Origin of the sequence: Streptomyces sp. NPDC006207 (genome assembly GCF_040613835.1) — a bacterium.
Classification (GTDB): domain Bacteria; phylum Actinomycetota; class Actinomycetes; order Streptomycetales; family Streptomycetaceae; genus Actinacidiphila.
The window spans coordinates 21,437-37,127 of record NZ_JBEXSX010000081.1; the positions used below are offsets into that span (position 1 = coordinate 21,437).

General features: G+C 72.9%; 16 protein-coding genes and 1 tRNA gene. 7 read left to right on the forward strand and 10 right to left on the reverse strand.

Annotated features, from left to right (window positions below; all coding sequences use genetic code 11):
- Positions 1-55 precede the first annotated feature (55 nt).
- Positions 56-994 (forward strand): PAC2 family protein, encoded by a 939-nt coding sequence (locus tag ABZ312_RS39825; protein ID WP_499510962.1) that lies wholly within the window; start codon positions 56-58, stop codon positions 992-994.
- A 117-nt stretch (positions 995-1,111) separates the two neighbouring features.
- Here ABZ312_RS39825 and mshC read toward each other — a convergent pair whose 3' ends face one another.
- The 4 genes from mshC to ABZ312_RS39845 form a co-directional block, all read right to left on the reverse strand.
- Entirely contained in the window at positions 1,112-2,341 is a 1,230-nt protein-coding gene (mshC, locus tag ABZ312_RS39830; RefSeq protein WP_500332090.1) for a cysteine--1-D-myo-inosityl 2-amino-2-deoxy-alpha-D-glucopyranoside ligase, read from the reverse strand.
- A gap of 71 nt (positions 2,342-2,412) precedes the next feature.
- A complete protein-coding gene (locus tag ABZ312_RS39835; RefSeq protein ID WP_500332089.1) occupies positions 2,413-3,249 on the reverse strand; it encodes an SCO1664 family protein in 837 nt (278 codons plus the stop codon).
- A complete protein-coding gene (locus tag ABZ312_RS39840) occupies positions 3,207-3,803 on the reverse strand; it encodes a DUF3090 domain-containing protein (protein ID WP_500332088.1) in 597 nt (198 codons plus the stop codon). The genes ABZ312_RS39835 and ABZ312_RS39840 overlap by 43 nt, the downstream gene beginning before the upstream one ends.
- 58 nt (positions 3,804-3,861) lie before the next feature.
- Positions 3,862-4,560: a histidine phosphatase family protein gene (locus ABZ312_RS39845; RefSeq protein WP_499510966.1), complete on the reverse strand. Its 699-nt coding sequence runs from the start codon at positions 4,558-4,560 to the stop codon at positions 3,862-3,864.
- 64 nt (positions 4,561-4,624) lie between these two features.
- Between ABZ312_RS39845 and corA the strand changes: the two genes are divergently transcribed.
- Positions 4,625-5,626: a magnesium/cobalt transporter CorA gene (gene corA, locus ABZ312_RS39850; RefSeq protein ID WP_500359643.1), complete on the forward strand. Its 1,002-nt coding sequence runs from the start codon at positions 4,625-4,627 to the stop codon at positions 5,624-5,626.
- Positions 5,627-5,674: 48 nt separating this feature from the next.
- Here corA and ABZ312_RS39855 read toward each other — a convergent pair whose 3' ends face one another.
- Positions 5,675-6,463: a ferritin-like domain-containing protein gene (locus tag ABZ312_RS39855; protein WP_500332086.1), complete on the reverse strand. Its 789-nt coding sequence runs from the start codon at positions 6,461-6,463 to the stop codon at positions 5,675-5,677.
- Between the two features lie 274 nt (positions 6,464-6,737).
- Between ABZ312_RS39855 and ABZ312_RS39860 the strand changes: the two genes are divergently transcribed.
- The gene (locus tag ABZ312_RS39860; RefSeq protein WP_500332085.1) at positions 6,738-7,343 is read left to right on the forward strand and encodes a hypothetical protein; all 606 of its coding nucleotides are present in this window, start codon (positions 6,738-6,740) and stop codon (positions 7,341-7,343) included.
- A 34-nt stretch (positions 7,344-7,377) separates the two neighbouring features.
- On the opposite strand, the gene ABZ312_RS39865 is transcribed toward ABZ312_RS39860, so the two are convergent.
- Positions 7,378-8,430 carry an LLM class F420-dependent oxidoreductase gene (locus ABZ312_RS39865; protein WP_500332084.1) on the reverse strand — a complete coding sequence of 351 codons (1,053 nt, stop codon included), beginning with the start codon at positions 8,428-8,430 and terminating at the stop codon, positions 7,378-7,380.
- A gap of 126 nt (positions 8,431-8,556) precedes the next feature.
- Here ABZ312_RS39865 and ABZ312_RS39870 point away from each other — a divergent pair, with 126 nt between their 5' ends.
- Together ABZ312_RS39870 and ABZ312_RS39875 are read left to right on the forward strand one after the other, a co-directional pair.
- Positions 8,557-9,537 carry an aldo/keto reductase gene (locus ABZ312_RS39870; RefSeq protein ID WP_500332083.1) on the forward strand — a complete coding sequence of 327 codons (981 nt, stop codon included), beginning with the start codon at positions 8,557-8,559 and terminating at the stop codon, positions 9,535-9,537.
- A 40-nt stretch (positions 9,538-9,577) separates the two neighbouring features.
- Complete coding sequence (locus ABZ312_RS39875) at positions 9,578-11,602, forward strand: helix-hairpin-helix domain-containing protein (RefSeq protein WP_500359644.1); 2,025 nt, start codon at positions 9,578-9,580, stop codon at positions 11,600-11,602.
- Positions 11,603-11,660: 58 nt separating this feature from the next.
- On the opposite strand, the gene ABZ312_RS39880 is transcribed toward ABZ312_RS39875, so the two are convergent.
- Complete coding sequence (locus tag ABZ312_RS39880; protein WP_500328378.1) at positions 11,661-12,272, reverse strand: hypothetical protein; 612 nt, start codon at positions 12,270-12,272, stop codon at positions 11,661-11,663.
- A gap of 47 nt (positions 12,273-12,319) precedes the next feature.
- Between ABZ312_RS39880 and ABZ312_RS39885 the strand changes: the two genes are divergently transcribed.
- Complete coding sequence (locus tag ABZ312_RS39885) at positions 12,320-12,508, forward strand: DUF5703 family protein (RefSeq protein ID WP_319133625.1); 189 nt, start codon at positions 12,320-12,322, stop codon at positions 12,506-12,508.
- 69 nt (positions 12,509-12,577) lie between these two features.
- Here the strand turns inward: ABZ312_RS39885 and ABZ312_RS39890 are convergent, their stop codons facing one another.
- The 3 genes from ABZ312_RS39890 to ABZ312_RS39900 form a co-directional block, all read right to left on the reverse strand.
- Entirely contained in the window at positions 12,578-13,492 is a 915-nt protein-coding gene (locus ABZ312_RS39890; RefSeq protein WP_500328380.1) for a chaplin, read from the reverse strand.
- Between the two features lie 189 nt (positions 13,493-13,681).
- On the reverse strand, positions 13,682-13,915 hold the full coding sequence (locus tag ABZ312_RS39895; protein ID WP_018559022.1) for a chaplin: 234 nt from the start codon (positions 13,913-13,915) through the stop codon (positions 13,682-13,684).
- A 141-nt stretch (positions 13,916-14,056) separates the two neighbouring features.
- Positions 14,057-15,385 carry a M20/M25/M40 family metallo-hydrolase gene (locus ABZ312_RS39900; protein ID WP_500439832.1) on the reverse strand — a complete coding sequence of 443 codons (1,329 nt, stop codon included), beginning with the start codon at positions 15,383-15,385 and terminating at the stop codon, positions 14,057-14,059.
- A gap of 173 nt (positions 15,386-15,558) precedes the next feature.
- On the opposite strand from ABZ312_RS39900, the gene ABZ312_RS39905 reads away from it, so the two are divergent.
- Positions 15,559-15,643 (forward strand) — tRNA-Leu (locus ABZ312_RS39905).
- Positions 15,644-15,691: the final 48 nt, after the last annotated feature.

Below are 15,691 nucleotides of genomic sequence, written 5' to 3' on the forward strand. Positions count from 1 at the left end.
AACGGCAGCCGGCGGGGGTGGCACCATCCCCCTTCCGGCCGGAAGGAGGCGCTGGGTGATCGAGCTCGAGGGGGTTCCCGAGCTGATCGACCCGGTCATGGTGGCCGCGTTCGAGGGCTGGAACGACGCCGGGGACGCCGCCTCCGCCGCGGTCGGGCATCTGGACCGGGAGTTCAAGGGCGAGGTGTTCGCCGCGCTGGACGCCGAGGACTACTACGACTTCCAGGTCAACCGCCCCACGGTCTGGATGGACGGCGGCACGCGACGGATCACCTGGCCCACCACGCGGCTGTCCGTCATCCGCATCGAGACCCCCAAGCCACGAGACCTCGTCCTCGTACGGGGCATCGAGCCCAGCATGCGCTGGCGCTCGTTCTGCAACGAGATCCTGGGCTTCGCCCATGAGCTCGGCATCGAGATGGTGGTGGTGATGGGCGCCCTCCTGGGTGACACCCCGCACACCCGTCCGGTGCCGGTCACGGCCGTCACCTCCGACCCGGACCTGGCGACCGCGCTCAGCCTGGAGGAGTCCCGGTACGAGGGCCCCACCGGCATCGTCGGCATCCTCCAGGAGGCCTGCACCCACGCCGGCATCCCGGCGGTGAGCCTGTGGGCCGCCGTGCCGCACTACGTGTCGCAGCCGCCGAACCCGAAGGCGACGCTGGCGCTGCTCAACCGCCTGGAGGACCTGCTGGACCTGCGCATCCCGCTCGGCGAGCTGCCGGAGGACGCGCGTGCCTGGCAGGTCGGCGTGGACCAGCTCGCGGCCGAGGACAGCGAGGTCGCCGAGTACGTCCAGACGCTGGAGGAGGCCCGCGACACGGCGGAGCTGCCGGAGGCCTCGGGCGAGGCTATTGCCCGCGAGTTCGAGCGCTACCTGCGGCGCCGTGACCCGCAGTCGGGCGAGTCCGACGCGGGCCCCTACCTGCGGGACATGTCGCAGAAGCCCAAGGACGACCGGGAAGAGAAGGAGGACGGCGCCGACGGGGAGTGACCCGACCGGCACGCGTCGGACACGGCCCGGCCGCCGCCCCGCACAGGGGCGGCGGCCGGGCCGTCCGCGTTCGTCAGGGGAGCCGGGGAGGCGGTGGGCCGGGCAGCTCCCGCGGCGTCAGAGCGCGACGCCGAGCAGGGCGTCCACGGCGCGGGAGACCAGGCCGGGGGCACCGGTGTCCGTGCCGCCCTCGGCTTCCTGCCGGGCGGCCCAGCGGTCCACGGCGGCGAGCGCGGCGGGGGCGTCCAGGTCGTCGGCGAGCGCCTCGCGGATCTCCTCCAGCAGCGCCTCGGCCGGCGGGCCGTCGGGCCGCGAGACGGCGGCGCGCCAGCGGGCCAGCCGCTCCACCGCGTCGGCGAGCACGGCGTCGGTCCACTCCCAGTCCTCGCGGTAATGGTGGGCCAGCAGGCTGAGCCGTATGGCCGCCGCGTCCACCCCGTCGCGGCGCAGCTGGGAGACGAAGACGAGGTTGCCCTTGGACTTGGACATCTTCTCGCCGTGCAGCGCGACCATGCCGGCGTGCACGTAGGCCTTCGCCATGGGGAACTCGCCGGTGAGCACCTGGGCGTGCGAGGCGCCCATCTCGTGGTGCGGGAAGGCGAGGTCGGAGCCGCCGCCCTGCACGTCGAAGCCCATGCCGAGGTGGTCCAGGGCGATGGCGACGCACTCGATGTGCCAGCCGGGGCGGCCCCGGCCCAGGCTGCCGCCGTCCCAGCTGGGCTCCCCCTCGCGGGCGGCGAGCCACAGCACGGGGTCGACGGGGTTCTTCTTGCCCGGGCGATCCGGGTCGCCGCCGCGTTCGGCCGACAGCACGCGCATGGCGGCCGCGTCGAGGCGGGAGACGCTGCCGAAGTGCGGGTCGGAGTCGACGTGGAAGTAGATGTCGCCGTCCAGCTCGTAGGCCGCACCGGCCTCGCGCAGCCGCTCGACCAGCGGGACGATCCCCGGGATGGCCTCGACGGCGCCGATGTAGTGGGCGGGCGGCAGCATCCGCAGCGCGGTCATGTCCTCGCGGAACAGGGTGGTCTCGCGCTCGGCGAGGGCCGTCCAGTCCTCTCCGGTCTTGTCGGCCCGCTCCAGCAGCGGGTCGTCGACGTCGGTGACGTTCTGGACGTAGTGGACCTGGCGCTTCGTGTCCAGCCACACGCGCTGCACGAGGTCGAACGCGTTGTAGGTGGCCGCGTGACCCATGTGGGTGGCGTCGTAGGGGGTGATCCCGCACACGTAGATGCGGGCGACCGGACCGGGGCTCAGGGTTACCGGGCCACCGGTCGCGGTGTCGTGGAGGCGGAGGTCGCGCCCGGTGCCCGGGAGGGCAGGGACGTCGGAAGCGGGCCAGGCATGCATGTCATGAGATTAACCGCCCGCGTGATCCACAAACGAACGGTGGGTCCTCCCGGGACGGCCGGCCCCGGCCTTCAGATGGGCGGCCAGGGGATCGCGGGCCACTCCCCCGAGGGCTCGGGATGACGTCCTGAGCCCAGCAGCGCGGCGACGCGGGCCCGCAGGGCGTCGAGCTCGGCAGGCGTGATGAGCTCGGCCAGCCGGGCCCCGAGACCCCCGTCGGCGAGCTCCGCGGAGAGCTTGCCGAGGACCTCGGCGGTCTCGTCGGTGAGCGGCTCGCCGGCCCAGCCCCACAGGAGGGTGCGCAGCTTGTTCTCCGTGTTGAAGGTCACGCCGTGGTCGATGGCGTACAGGTGCCCGTCGGCGGCCGGCAGCAGGTGGCCGCCCTTGCGGTCGGCGTTGTTGATCACGGCGTCCAGGACGGCCAGCCGGCGCAGCCGGGTGTCGTCGGCGTGCACCAGCAGCGCGGTGCGGCCCTCGCCCACCTCGGCGAAGCCGACGGCCTTCCAGCCGTCGCCCGGTTCGTCCCCCTCGACGAGGGCGAGGAGCCCTTCGCCGGCCTCTTCGGGGGTCTCGATCCACAGCTGCACCATGCCCTCGCCGTACGGGCCGTCCCGCAGCACGGTCGGCGGCACCAGGCCCCAGCCGGTGGCCTCGGAGACCAGGTAGGCGGCGACCTCGCGCTGGGCGAGCGTCCCGTCGGGGAAGTCCCACAGCGGCCGCTCGCCCGCCACCGGCTTGTACACGCAGTGGGCGCGCACGCCCTCGTGCTCGACCGCGCAGTAGAGCACCGCGTTGGAGGCGTCGCGCAGCCGCCCGCGCACGGTCAGTTCTCCGTGCGTGAGCAGCTCGGCGGCTATGTCCCCGCTCAGGCCGTCGCCGACCGCCGGTACCCGTTCTGACGCGGGCATACGTGTCCTTCCGGGTCCAGGGGCAGGCTGCACAGGGGGCAGGGCGGGCGGCCGGCCGCGACGACGTCGAGAGCGCGCTTGGCGAAGGAGCGGGCCTGGGCGCCGGTCAGGCGCACCCGCAGCAGCGGCGGGCCGTTCTCCTCGTCCTGCAGGAGCATCTCCTCGGCGGCCTCGAGGTCGTCCTCGTCCTCGGCCTCGATCTCGACCAGCGCCTGGGCCTCCAGGATCATCCGTTCCTCGGCGCCGTCCCAGGCCAGGGCCATGGTGCCGACCCGGAACTCCTCCTCGACGGGGACCTCGAGCGGCCTGTTGTCGAGCAGCTCCGTGGGGGCCACGGCGGGCACGGGGGCGGAACCGCCGGTGCGGCGCACGACCTCGTCCAGCAGCTCGTCGATGCGCTCGGCAAGTGCCTCGACCTGGGTCTTCTCCAGCGCAACGCTGGTCGTCCGGCCGGCGGCGCTCGCCTGCAGGAAGAAGGTGCGTTGGCCCGGTTGGCCTACGGTGCCGGCGACGAAGCGTTCGGGCTTGTCGTAGAGGAACACCTGACGAGGCACGTCCTGCTCCGTTTTCTCGGTGTCTTCGGGGTCCGGTCCACCCTACTGCGGAAGCTGATCACGGTGCGCCCGCACCGCCCCCGACCTCCGCGTCGCCCGGGGCCGTGGTGGGCCGCTCCCTCGGGCGCAGGCTTTCCAGGCTGCCGGTGTCGCCGAGCCGGAGCAGGAAGGGCCGCTCCGGGGTGTAGCGGATCGCGGTGACCGAGCAGGGGTCGACGGCGATGCGCTGGAAGAGGTCCAGGTGCATGCCGAGGGCGTCGGCGACGACGGACTTGATGATGTCGCCGTGGGAGCACATCACGTAGAGGGCGTCGGGTCCGTGGGTCTCCTCGATGCGGGCGTTCCACTCGCGCACCGCGTCGACCGCGCGGGCCTGCATGGCGCGCACCGACTCGCCCCCCTCGCCGGGGAAGACGGCGGCCGAGGGGTAGCGCTGCACCACGCCCCACAGCGGCTCGTCGGCCAGCTCGGCGATCTTGCGACCGCTCCAGTCGCCGTAGGCGCACTCCGAGATGCGCTCCTCGACGTGGAGCGGGACGTCGGGCAGCGCGTCCAGGAGCGGCTGCAGGGTCTCCCGGCACCGCTGCAGCGGGCTGGTGACCACGGCGGCCGGCGGCAGTCCGGCCAACCGGGCGGCCAGCGCGGCGGCCTGGTCACGTCCGGTCTCGTCGAGGGCGACTCCGGGGAGCCGTCCGGCCAGCACTTTCTCCGCGTTGGCGGTGGACCGGCCGTGCCGGACCAGGATCACGGTGGGCATGACCGCCACCATACGACCCCGGGTTGTCCGGTGTGGCGCCGACGTAGCGCGGAAGAAGACAGGTGTGATCGTCGACTGCGCCATTTACCGCGACGGGGAGCGCACCTCGGCCCCCGACGACCTCTCCGACGCGCTGGACGCGGCGCGGGCGACGGACGGGGCGTTCGTGTGGATCGGCCTGTACGAGCCGACGGAGAAGGAGTTCGACCTCGTCAGCCGCGAGTTCGGGCTGCACCCGCTGGCCGTGGAGGACGCGCTCTGCGCCCACCAGCGGCCCAAACTGGAGGTGTACGAGGGCTCGCTCTTCCTGGTGCTCAAGCCGGTCTCGTACGACGACGAGCGGGACACGGTCTCCGCGGGCGAGCTGATGATCTTCGTCGGGGAGGGCTTCGTCGTCACCGTGCGCCACGGCGAGGCGATCGCCCCGGGTGAGATCCGGCACCGTCTGGAGGCGGAGCACGAGATCCTCAAGCACGGACCGACCGCGGTGATGTACGCCATCAGCGACACCGTGGTCGACGACTACATGGTGGTCGCGGCCGATCTCCAGGCCGACCTGGAGGACCTGGAGACGGAGGTCTTCGCCCCGGAGGTGCGCAGGTCCGTCGCGCGCCAGGGCGCCGAGAGCACGGCGAGCCGGATCTACGGGTTCAAGCGCCAGCTGCTGGAGTTCCGGCGGGCGACCGCGCCCCTGATGCAGCCGATGATCCGGCTCTCGGCGGGCACGGTGCCGCACGTGGCCCCCAGCACCCAGCCCTTCTTCCGCGACGTGGCCGACCACCTGACGCGGGCCAACGAGCTGGTGGACAGCCTCGACCGGCTGCTCAGCGACGTGCTGAGCTCCCATCTGACCCAGGTCGGGGTACGGCAGAACGACGACATGCGCAAGATCTCGGCGTGGGCCGCCATGGCGGCGGTACCCACCATGATCGCGGGGATCTACGGCATGAACTTCCGGTACATGCCCGAACTCCACCAGGTGTGGGGGTATCCCGCGGTCCTGGCGGTCATCGCCGTGTCCGAGATCCTGCTGTACCGGACGTTCAAACGGCACGGCTGGCTCTGAGCGGTCTCCCGGCCCCACGCGGGTGCGGGCGAACGGCCGGGGGGCGGCTCAGACCGCCGGTTCGGCCGCGGGTTCGGGCCCGCCGAGGGCGTCGAGGCGCTGGGGCATGGCGAGCCTGACCATCCGCCGCCAGCCGCCGAGGCGTTCGTACGCGTACGCCCCGTGGATCCCGGCCCGCAGCACCGCGGCCTTCGCCCCGGACCAGCCGAGGATCCGGCCCATGTGGTCCATGACGGCGAGGCTGACGTCGCGGTAGATGCGGATCTCGGCGTGGGCGCACTCGCGCAGCACCCGCTGGATGGTCGCGCCGTGGCCGGCGTGGGCGAAGCGCAGCAGTTCCTCGTGGCAGTAGGCGAGGTGGTTGTCCTCGTCGGCGGAGATCATGCGGACCGCCCTGCCGATGTCGGGGTGGTCCGCGAAGTACCTGGTGAGCAGGGCCATCTGCTCGGAGGCGCGCTGCTCGGTGACCCGGCTGTGGGCGAGGTAGGTGACGATGTCCCGCACGGTCAGGCGCTCGTCGCGGCGCAGCTTGTCGTGGGCGAGGCCGATGCCGCCGCGTTCGAGGAGCACGGTGTAGTCGGTGTCCGGGGGGACCGGGACGGGTTCGAGACCGCGCTTGCGCATCAGGGCGTGGAAGATCCGGCCGTGCTTGTCCTCGTCGGCGCCGTGCCGGGCGATCTTGGGGGCCAGTTCACGCTGGGACTCGGGGACCAGTGCGGCGATCCTGCCGTTCTCCCAGCCGCCCTGCGACTCACCGCTGGCGGCGATCGAGCAGAACAGCCGGAAGGAGTCGTCGTTGTCGAGGATCTCCTGGAACAGACTCCGGGCGGAGAGCATGACGTACCTCCTGCGCGAATCGGGCATCCGCAAAAGAAAAGTCAAGTCGCCCGCAAAGCATGAGGCAACAGGCCCGGGCGTCAACTCGGCCGAACGGATGAGAGCCGTCCGGCACCGGGCACGTAACCCCTGGCCCTTCCGAGCGTTGTGTTTGGTGACGGCCGTGGCGGGGAAGACCCCCGAGCCCCCACCACGGCCGCGGAAACCGAGGGGCCCCGCCGCCGGCCGAAGTGCCCGTGATTTCATAGCCCCTCGGAGGGGTCACGACCAAGTCATGTTCAGCAAGGCGACGCGCAGCCGGACGACGGCACGCCCCAAAGGCCCGGCGGGCTCGGACTGGGCCCCTTACGCGCGCCTGGACGACGCGGCCCGCGCCTACTTCCTCCACGCGGACGTGGCCCTCGATGCGATCGGCGGCGTCCTGGGCCGGCGGCGGGTCCGCGGTTTCACCCTCGAACGCGTCGTCGACCTGACGGAGGCCGGCACCTCGGTGTGGCAGGAGGCCGCGGTCTGCGACGGTCGGCGGCTCATCCTGTGGCACAGCGAGGAGGTCGCCGACGAGGACGCGCCGGGTGGACGGGTGCTGGACTCCTCCGTGCAGGTGCTGCCCCTGGACTCGATCGGCCACGTCGGCATGCGCACCCTGGTCGGCCGCGACGAGCAGGGCCGGCGGATCGACCGCGGCGTCTTCGTGGTGCTGGCCACCGCCACGCCGCAGGAACTGAGCGCGGTGCACGCCGACGCCGACGGCGGCGTCACCTCGGCCCGCTTCCGGCCGGAGGCCTTCCGGTTCAGCAAGTCCCTCGACGACGGCGGCCCCGGCCAGATAGCGCGCCTGATCGCCTTCGGGCGGATGATGGGGCGCCTGGTCCCGGGCTGAGCCCGGGACCGGCGCCGAGGGGCCGCCCGCTCCCCTAGCCGGCGAGTCCGGCGCGCTCCAGCGCCTCCACGCCCGCGCGCAGCGCCGCGACCCGCTCGTCCAGGGTGAACCCGGCCGGGGCCAGGGTCAGCGTGGTGACGCCGGCGGCCGCGTAGGCCTGCATCCGGTCGGCGATCCGCTCCACGGAGCCCAGCAGGGTGGTGGAGTCGATGAGTTCGCGCGGGATCGCGGCGGCGGCGCCCTCCTTGTCGCCGGACAGGTACTTGTCCTGGATCTCGGCGGCTTCCTTCTCGTACCCCATGCGCTGCGCGAGCTGGTTGTAGAAGTTCTGCTTGCGGCTGCCCATCCCGCCCACGTACAGGGCGGTGTAGGGGCGGAAGAGGTCGGCCAGCGCGTCCACGTCCTCGCCGACGGCGAGCGGCACGGTCGGGCAGACGTCGAAGCCGTCCATGGTCTTCCCCGCCTTCTCGCGGCCGGCCCGGATGTGGCGGAGCGCGGTGTCCTCCAGGTGGGCGGCGGAGGGGAAGATCAGCAGCGCGCCGTCGGCGATCTCACCGGTCTGCTCCAGGTTCTTCGGGCCGATCGCGGCGATGTACAGCGGGATGTGCTCGCGCACCGGGTGCACGGTCAGCTTCAGCGCCTTGCCGGGGCCGCCGGGCAGCGGCAGCGTCCAGTGCTCGCCCTCGTGGCTCAGCCGCTCCCGCGACATCGCCTTGCGGACGATCTCGACGTACTCGCGCGTGCGCGCCAGCGGCTTGTCGAACTTCACGCCGTACCAGCCCTCGGAGACCTGCGGGCCGGAGACGCCCAGGCCCAGCCGGAAGCGGCCGCCGGACAGGGAGTCGAGGGTGGCGGCGGTCATCGCCGTCATCGCGGGCGTACGGGCCGGGATCTGGAAGATGGCCGAGCCGACGTCGATGCGCTCGGTCTGCGCGGCGACCCAGGACAGCACGGTGGGCGCGTCGGAACCGTAGGCCTCGGCCGCCCAGCACACGGAGTAGCCGAGGCGGTCGGCCTCCTGCGCCACGGCGAGGTTGTCGGCGTCCATCCCGGCGCCCCAGTAGCCGAGGTTGATCCCGAGCCGCATGGCGATCCCCTTACCGATGAGTAACGTCGTTGTTCCCCGGACCTTATCGCTCCGGGCGCGCGCCGGCGCCTGTCGGGTACGTCACTCCTGCCCAAAGGTCCCGGACGCACAGTAATCTCACCCCTCATGGAGCAAAGGCACCTCGGCCGTACGGGACTGCGCGTGTCCCGGCTCGGGCTCGGCACGCTGACCTGGGGGCGCGACACCGGCGAACTCGACGCCGCCGACCAGCTCAAGGCCTTCTGGGAGGCCGGGGGCACGCTCGTGGACACGGCCGACGTCTACGGGGACGGCGGCGCCGAGTACCTCCTCGGCCGGCTGGTCGAGGACCTGGTGCCGCGCTCGGACCTGGTGATCGCCACCAAGGCCGGCAGCGTGCCCGACCCCTACCGCCGCTTCGACGCCTCGCGCGGCCACCTGCTCGCCGCCCTGGACGCCTCCCTGCAGCGGCTCGGCACGGACCACGTCGACCTGTGGCAGGTGCACGCGTACGACGCGACCACCCCGCTGGACGAGACGCTGCAGGCCCTCGACCTGGCCGTGAGCTCCGGCCGTGCCCGCTACGTCGGCGTGTCCAACTTCTGCGGCTGGCAGCTGGCCAAGGCGGCCACCTGGCAGCAGGCCGTGCCGACGCGCACACCGCTGGCCAGCACGCAGATGGAGTACTCGCTGCTGCAGCGCGGCATCGAGCGCGAGGTGCTGCCCGCCGCGCTGGACCTAGGGGTGGGGCTGCTGCCGTCCTCGCCGCTCGGACGCGGGGTGCTGACGGGCAAGTACCGGCACGGGACCCCGCAGGACTCCCGCGGCGGCTCCGAGGACATGGCCCCCTTCGTCGCCCCCTACCTGGACGAGACGGCCCGGCTCATCGTGGACGCGCTGGCCATAGCGGCCGACGGGCTGGCCGCCAGCCCGCTGCAGGTGGCGCTCGCCTGGGTGCGGGACCGTCCCGGCGTCACCGCGCCGATCGTCGGTGCGCGCAACGCCCAGCAGCTCGCTGCGGCGTTGTCAGTGGAGACCCTTAGTCTTCCGGATGAGATCTGCCAGGCGCTGGACGACGTCTCTGCGCCGGTGCACCGCTATCCGGACCACGACTGGAGCACGCTGTGATCGGGCCCCGACCGTAGTCCGCCGTACAACGGAGGCCATCGTGACCGAGGACCGCGACGACCACGACCGCGAGGACCGCGCCGAGCCCGAGGGCGCCGCCGGCGAGGAGACCGCGGCTCCCCGGCGGCCCCGGCCCTCGACCGAGGGCGTCGGTGCGCAGCTCCCCGCCGAACTCACGGACCTGGCCGCGGCGGTGCGGGCGATCGAACGCGGCGAGCGCCCCGCGGCGCCCGTGAGGAGCGGCGGGCCCGCACGTCCCGCGGCGTCGCCGCCCGCGGCCGCGCCCTCCCCCGCCCCGGCGCCGGCCCCGGTGGTACGGCCCGTGCTGCCCGCGCAGCTCAGCGGGGACGCCGTGGCGGCCGCACGGACGGTGCTCGCGGCGGGCGGGGCACCGGAGAGCCTCGCCGAGGCCGCCGTGGCGGCGCTGGGCGAGCGGGCCGGGGAGACGTTGCGCGAGGACCCGTGGCAGGTGCTGGCGCTCGCCGGGGTCCGGGTGGACCAGGCCGACGGCTTCGCCAAGGCGCTGCTCGGCGGCGAGGGCGGCCCCGACGACGGGCGGCGGGTGCGCGCGCTGGTCGTCTGGCTGCTGGAACGGGCCGCCGAGCGGGGTCACACCGCGCTCGAGTGGGCCACGCTCGGTGCGGCGCTCGGGCAGAACGGGGTCACCGACGCCGAGGAGACCCTGAAGGCCGCCGTCGCGGACGGCCTGGTGCTGGTCTTCCACGTGCCGGACGAGAGCGCCGGCGCCCGTCCGGCGGCCGACGAGGAGGACGCGGAGGCGCCGGTGCGGCTGCTCCTCGGCCTGGACCGCTACGCGCTCGCCGAGGAGAGCCTCGCGGACGGCCTGAGCAGGCTCCTCAACACCTTCGACGCGGACGAGTCGCAGGACTGGGAAGGCGCGGCCGCGGCGGCCCCGTCCCCGTCCGCCGCGGCGCTGGTCCGGGCGGTCGCCGGGAGCGGGCTGGTCGCCCACACCGGCGCGGAGGCGGCCCGCGCGGAACCGGCGGCGCTGGTCGCGGCCGCCCGGTCGCTGGGGCTGCGGGCCTGGGCCGTCGCGGCCACCGAGGACGGCAGGCGGCGGCTGGCCGGGTCCGTGGACGCGGAGGCGACCGCCACCCTCGCCGGGCTGCTGGCGGGCCACGAGGGCCCCGGCCGGGACGAGGACGGCGCGCTGGCGCTGGACCTGCTGGCGGTGCTGGACGCGCCCCAGCTCGACGTGGAGACGGCCGCGACCCTGGTGGAATCCGTGCCCGACGGGGCGCGCCTGGTGCTCTCCGGGGACCCGGCGGTGCTGTGGTCCGTGGGCCCCGGCCGGGTCTTCTCCGACCTGCTCGCGGCGAAGGTGTGCCCTCAGGTCGCCTCGCGCACGCCCGACCCCGGCCCCATCGGCGAGCTGGTCTCCGGGATCGGCTTCGGCGAGCTGGCCACCGTCGACGCCCCCGGGAAGGAGGTCGTGATCGTCCCGGTGCGGGACGCCGGCGAGGCCGTGCACCGCACGGTCCAGCTCGTCGCGGACTCCGTGCCCCGGGCCATCGGCGTGCCCCCTGAGCAGACCCAGGTGATCACCCCGGGCCACGGCGGTGCCGCCGGCACCCGGGCGCTCAACGCCGCACTCAAGGAGCGTCTCAACCCCGGGCCCGGCCGCTTCGGCGGCTTCGACCCGGGCGACCGGATCGTGCACGCCCCGGCCCCCGGGACGGCCGTTCCGGGCACCGTCGTCTCCGCCGACACGGAGGGGCTGCGGCTCGACTGCGGGGGGACGCCCGTGGTCGTCGCGCCCGACGCGGTGACCGCCCAGGTGCGGCACGGCTGGGCGGTCACGGCGCACCAGGCGGCGGGCCGCCGCTGGCAAGCTGCCGTCGTCGTCCTGCCGGGGGACGCCACCCCGGCCCTGACCCGGGCCTGGATCTACACCGCCTTCAGCCGCGGGGAGCGCCATCTGTCCGTGGTGCAGGGCGTCGACCAGGCACTCCCCCACGCGGTGGCGGAGGTTCCCGCCCGGGACCGGACGACTCGCCTGCGGGACATCCTGCGCGAGCAGGCGGCCGCCGCCGCGGCGGAGTGATCCGCCGCACGGGCCCGGGCGGCTCCCCCGGGCCCGCGGGAACCGCGCCCGCGCCCGGTCAGGCCAGCCGGTCGAGCTCGTCCGCGTCAGCGTCGTCGTAGACCGCGCTGACGTCGAGGCGGAAGAGCAGATGCCGCGGGTCCGCCTGGTCGAAGGGCGCGGCGAGCCACTCGCCCGGCTCGGCGGGCTCCGCCGCGGTGACCCACAGCGTGGAGTCGCCCTCCTCCAGGCCGAACTCCTTGTGGCGCTCGGCGATCTCGTCGGGCTCGTACTCCCCGAAGAGGGCACCCACCGCCGCGCCGATGTCCCCGCCCTCGGCCGCGGCGGTTGCGGAGACCCCTTCCGCCTGCCTGCGCAGCCGCTGCGGGTCGGCCACGGTGTAGTCCCGGCGGATCAGGACGCTGATCGCGCCCGGCTCACCGGGGCCGGAGTAGTCGGGGAGGGTGTCCCCGAGCGGCACCTCGAAGGGGGTGACCTCGTCGTAGGTGTCGTAGAGCAGCTCGTCGTAGGCCTCGGCGGCCGAGGCGAGGCCCTCGAAGGCCTGGTAGACCGCGGGATCGTCCTCCCCGGTGCGGTTCTCGATCGCGTCCAGGTGGCGGTCCAGCGCGGCTTTCACCGCCTCGACGGCGGCTCGTACCTCGGCAACGGTGGGCTGCGCGGCATCAGACATGCAGAAGACGCTATCCGTACCGAGGCGCTCCCCGCACAATAGATGCGATGCCTGAATACGAATTCAGAGATGTGTACGTGCCACGGGGAGTCTCCCGCAAGGAGGCTCATCGCCTGCTGACCGACCACGCCGAGTACGGTCACTGGGAGCTCGACCGGCTCCGCCTCTACCCGGACGGCAGCCGCAGGGTGCGGCTGCGCCGCCGGATCATCCGGCAGATACGCGCCACCTGGTGAGGTCGCCGGCACGCCGAACGGGGCCCCGCGAACCGCGGGGCCCCGCTCGAAGGGGTGAGACCGGAAGGCTCAGTTCCTGACCGCGCGGGCGCGGCGGAAGAGCACCGCGCCGCCCAGCAGGAGACCGGCGCTGGTCAGCAGGCCCGTGGCGATGTCGCCGGCACCGGTGCGGGCCAGGGACGGACCGCCGCCGTGGCCCATGGACTGCGGCTGGTTGCCACCGCCGCCGCCACCGCCACCGCCGCCACCGCCGCCGTTGCCACCACCGTTGTTCTCCTTGCCCGGCTTGTGGCGGTTGCCGTGGTGCCCGGGCTTGTGGTGGTGACCCTTGCCCTTGCCGCCGTGGTGGTAGCCACCGTTGTTGACGCAGGCGTTGCCCGCCGCCGGGTTCAGGATCCCGATGGCGTCGATCGTGTTGCCGCAGACGTTGACCGGGATGTTGATCGGCGCCTGGATCACGTTGCCGGACAGGACGCCCGGGGAGCCGACCGCTGCGGCGCGCGCCGAGGCGCCGCCACCGTGACCGTAGCCGTAGCCGTCGTCACCGCTGTGGCCCTTGCCGTAGCCCTTGCCGCCGCCGTAACCCTTGCTGCCGCCCTGGCCGTAGCCCTTGCCGCCGCCGTGGCCCTTGCCGCCGTCCTTGTCGCGGTAGCTGCCGCTGTCCTTCTTGCCGTAGCCCCCGCTCTCCTTCTTCCCGTAGCCCTTGCCCTGGCCGTAGCCATGGCCCTTGCCCTGGTCGATGGAGCCGTTGACGCAGGTGTTGCCCGCCGCCGAGTTGAGGAGCCCGACGACGTTGACGGTGTTGCCACAGGCGTTGATCGGAATGTTCACCGGCGCCTGGATGGTGTTGCCGGACAGAACGCCCGGAGAGCCGGCGGCGACCCCGGACGCGTGGGAGTCCGCGTAGGCCATACCGCCGGTGACGGCGAGCACGCCGCCTGTCGCGACTGCGGTGAGCAGCCCCTTTTTCGCGACTTGTCGCATTGAATGTCCCTGCCTCTTGCTTTTCCGATACGGAAACCGGCGGACAATCGCCCGCCGGGGGAATGAATGACCCCCCGGGGCCGGAAAACCGGTGTCCCACCCCTAGCCGGTGCGGCGGCCCCGGCACGCGGAGATGGCGCATCCGGGGCCGCCGGGATCAGGCCTGCAACGATGCGGCCCGCCGCGACGTCAGTTGTTGAAGCAGGCGTTGCCCAGGGCCGGGTTCAGCAGCCCCACGATGTTGATCGTGTTGCCGCACAGGTTGACCGGGATGTTGACGGGCACCTGGATCACATTGCCGGAGAGGACCCCCGGGGAACCGACAGCGGCGGCCTGAGCGCCGGAGTCGGCGACGGCCACGCCGGCACCCGCAGCCACGAGCCCTCCGGTGACAGCGGCAGCAGCGACGACCTTCTTGATCATTTTTCCTCCTTGTTGGCAAAACGGCCCCGACCTCGGACCGCACACGAACCAACGACTCGGAAGAAGGCGCGCTACTGCCGCCGGGATTCATTCACTCTTTTCGGCTAAGCGGCAAGAAATGTCGATAATGCGAGCGTCGTTTCAGCAGTTCGCAAGGAACCGGTCGAGAACACGGACGCCGAACTTCAGTCCGTCGACCGGTACCCGCTCGTCCACGCCGTGGAACATTCCGGCGAAATCGAGCTCCGGCGGCAGCTGCAGCGGGGCGAATCCGAAGCAGCGGATCCCCAGGTCGTCGAAGGACTTGGCGTCGGTCCCGCCGGACAGGCAGTACGGCACCGCGCGGGCGATCGGGTCCTCGGCCTTCAGCGCCGCCTGCATGGCGTCGACCAGGGCGCCGTCGAAGCTGGTCTCCAGCGCCTTGTCGGAGTGGACGTCCTCGCGCTTGACCCGGGGGCCGAGGATCCGGTCGACGTCGGCCAGGAACTCCTCCTCGTACCCGGGCAGGAAGCGCCCGTCGACGTGCGCGGTGGCCTGGCCGGGGATGACGTTCACCTTGTAGCCGGCGCCCAGCATCGTGGGGGCCGCGGTGTTGCGCAGCGTGGCCCCGATGATCTTGGCGATGCCGCCGAGCTTGGCGAGCGTGGTCTCCATGTCCTCCGGGTCGAGCTCGGTACCGAGGGCGTCGCCCAGCTCGTCCAGGAATCCGCGCACGGACTTGGTCACCCGCACCGGGAACTCGTGCCGGCCAAGCCGGCCGACCGCCTCGCAGAGCTCGGTGATGGCGTTGTCGGTGTTGGTCATGGACCCATGGCCGGCGGTGCCGTCCACGGTCAGCCGCATCCAGTGCATGCCCTTCTGGGCGGTCTCGATCAGGTACAGGCGCACGTCCTCGTTGACGGTGAAGGAGAAGCCGCCCACCTCGCCGATGGCCTCGGTCACGCCCTCGAAGAGCCCGGGGTGGCGGTCGACCAGGTGCCGCGCCCCGTAGACGCCGCCCGCCTCCTCGTCGGCGAGGAAGGCCAGCACGATGTCCCGGGGCGGACGGCGACCGCTGCGCAGCATGTCGCGCACGACGGCCAGGGTCATCGCGTCCATGTCCTTCATGTCGACCGCACCGCGTCCCCACACGCACCCGTCGGCGATCTCGCCGGAGAAGGGGTGGTGGGTCCAGTCGTCCGCGTTCGCGGGCACGACGTCGGTGTGGCCGTGGATCAGCAGGGCCGGGCGGGAGGGGTCCTCGCCGGCGATGCGGGCGACGGTGGAGGCCCGCCCCTTGTGCGACTCGAAGATCTGCGGTTCCAGGCCGACCTCGGCGAGCTTCTCCGCCACGTACTCGGCGGCGGCCCGCTCACCCGGCCCGGAGTGGTCGCCGTAGTTGCTGGTGTCGATCCGGATGAGGTCCCGGCAGAGGTCGACGACCTCGTCCTCTCCGGTGGTCGTACGGGCGGCCGAGTTCGACTCACTCACGCTGTCTCCTTCGTTCGTCGGTCACGGCCATCCTCCCCCGCGCCCTCCGGGGCCCGCGAGGGCCCCGGGTCGGCCGTCACGCTCCCGTCACGGGAAGCGCGTGATCGGGGACCTCCGGATGTTTGCTATTGTTTTCCACGTCGCCGGGCCGAGTGCCGGGCGGCGAACACCTTGTCCGGGTGGCGGAATGGCAGACGCGCTAGCTTGAGGTGCTAGTGCCCTTTATCGGGCGTGGGGGTTCAAGTCCCCCCTCGGACTGGTCGCCGATCTCCGAGTCGCACGTGGAGACCGACGGGGCCTGGGCGC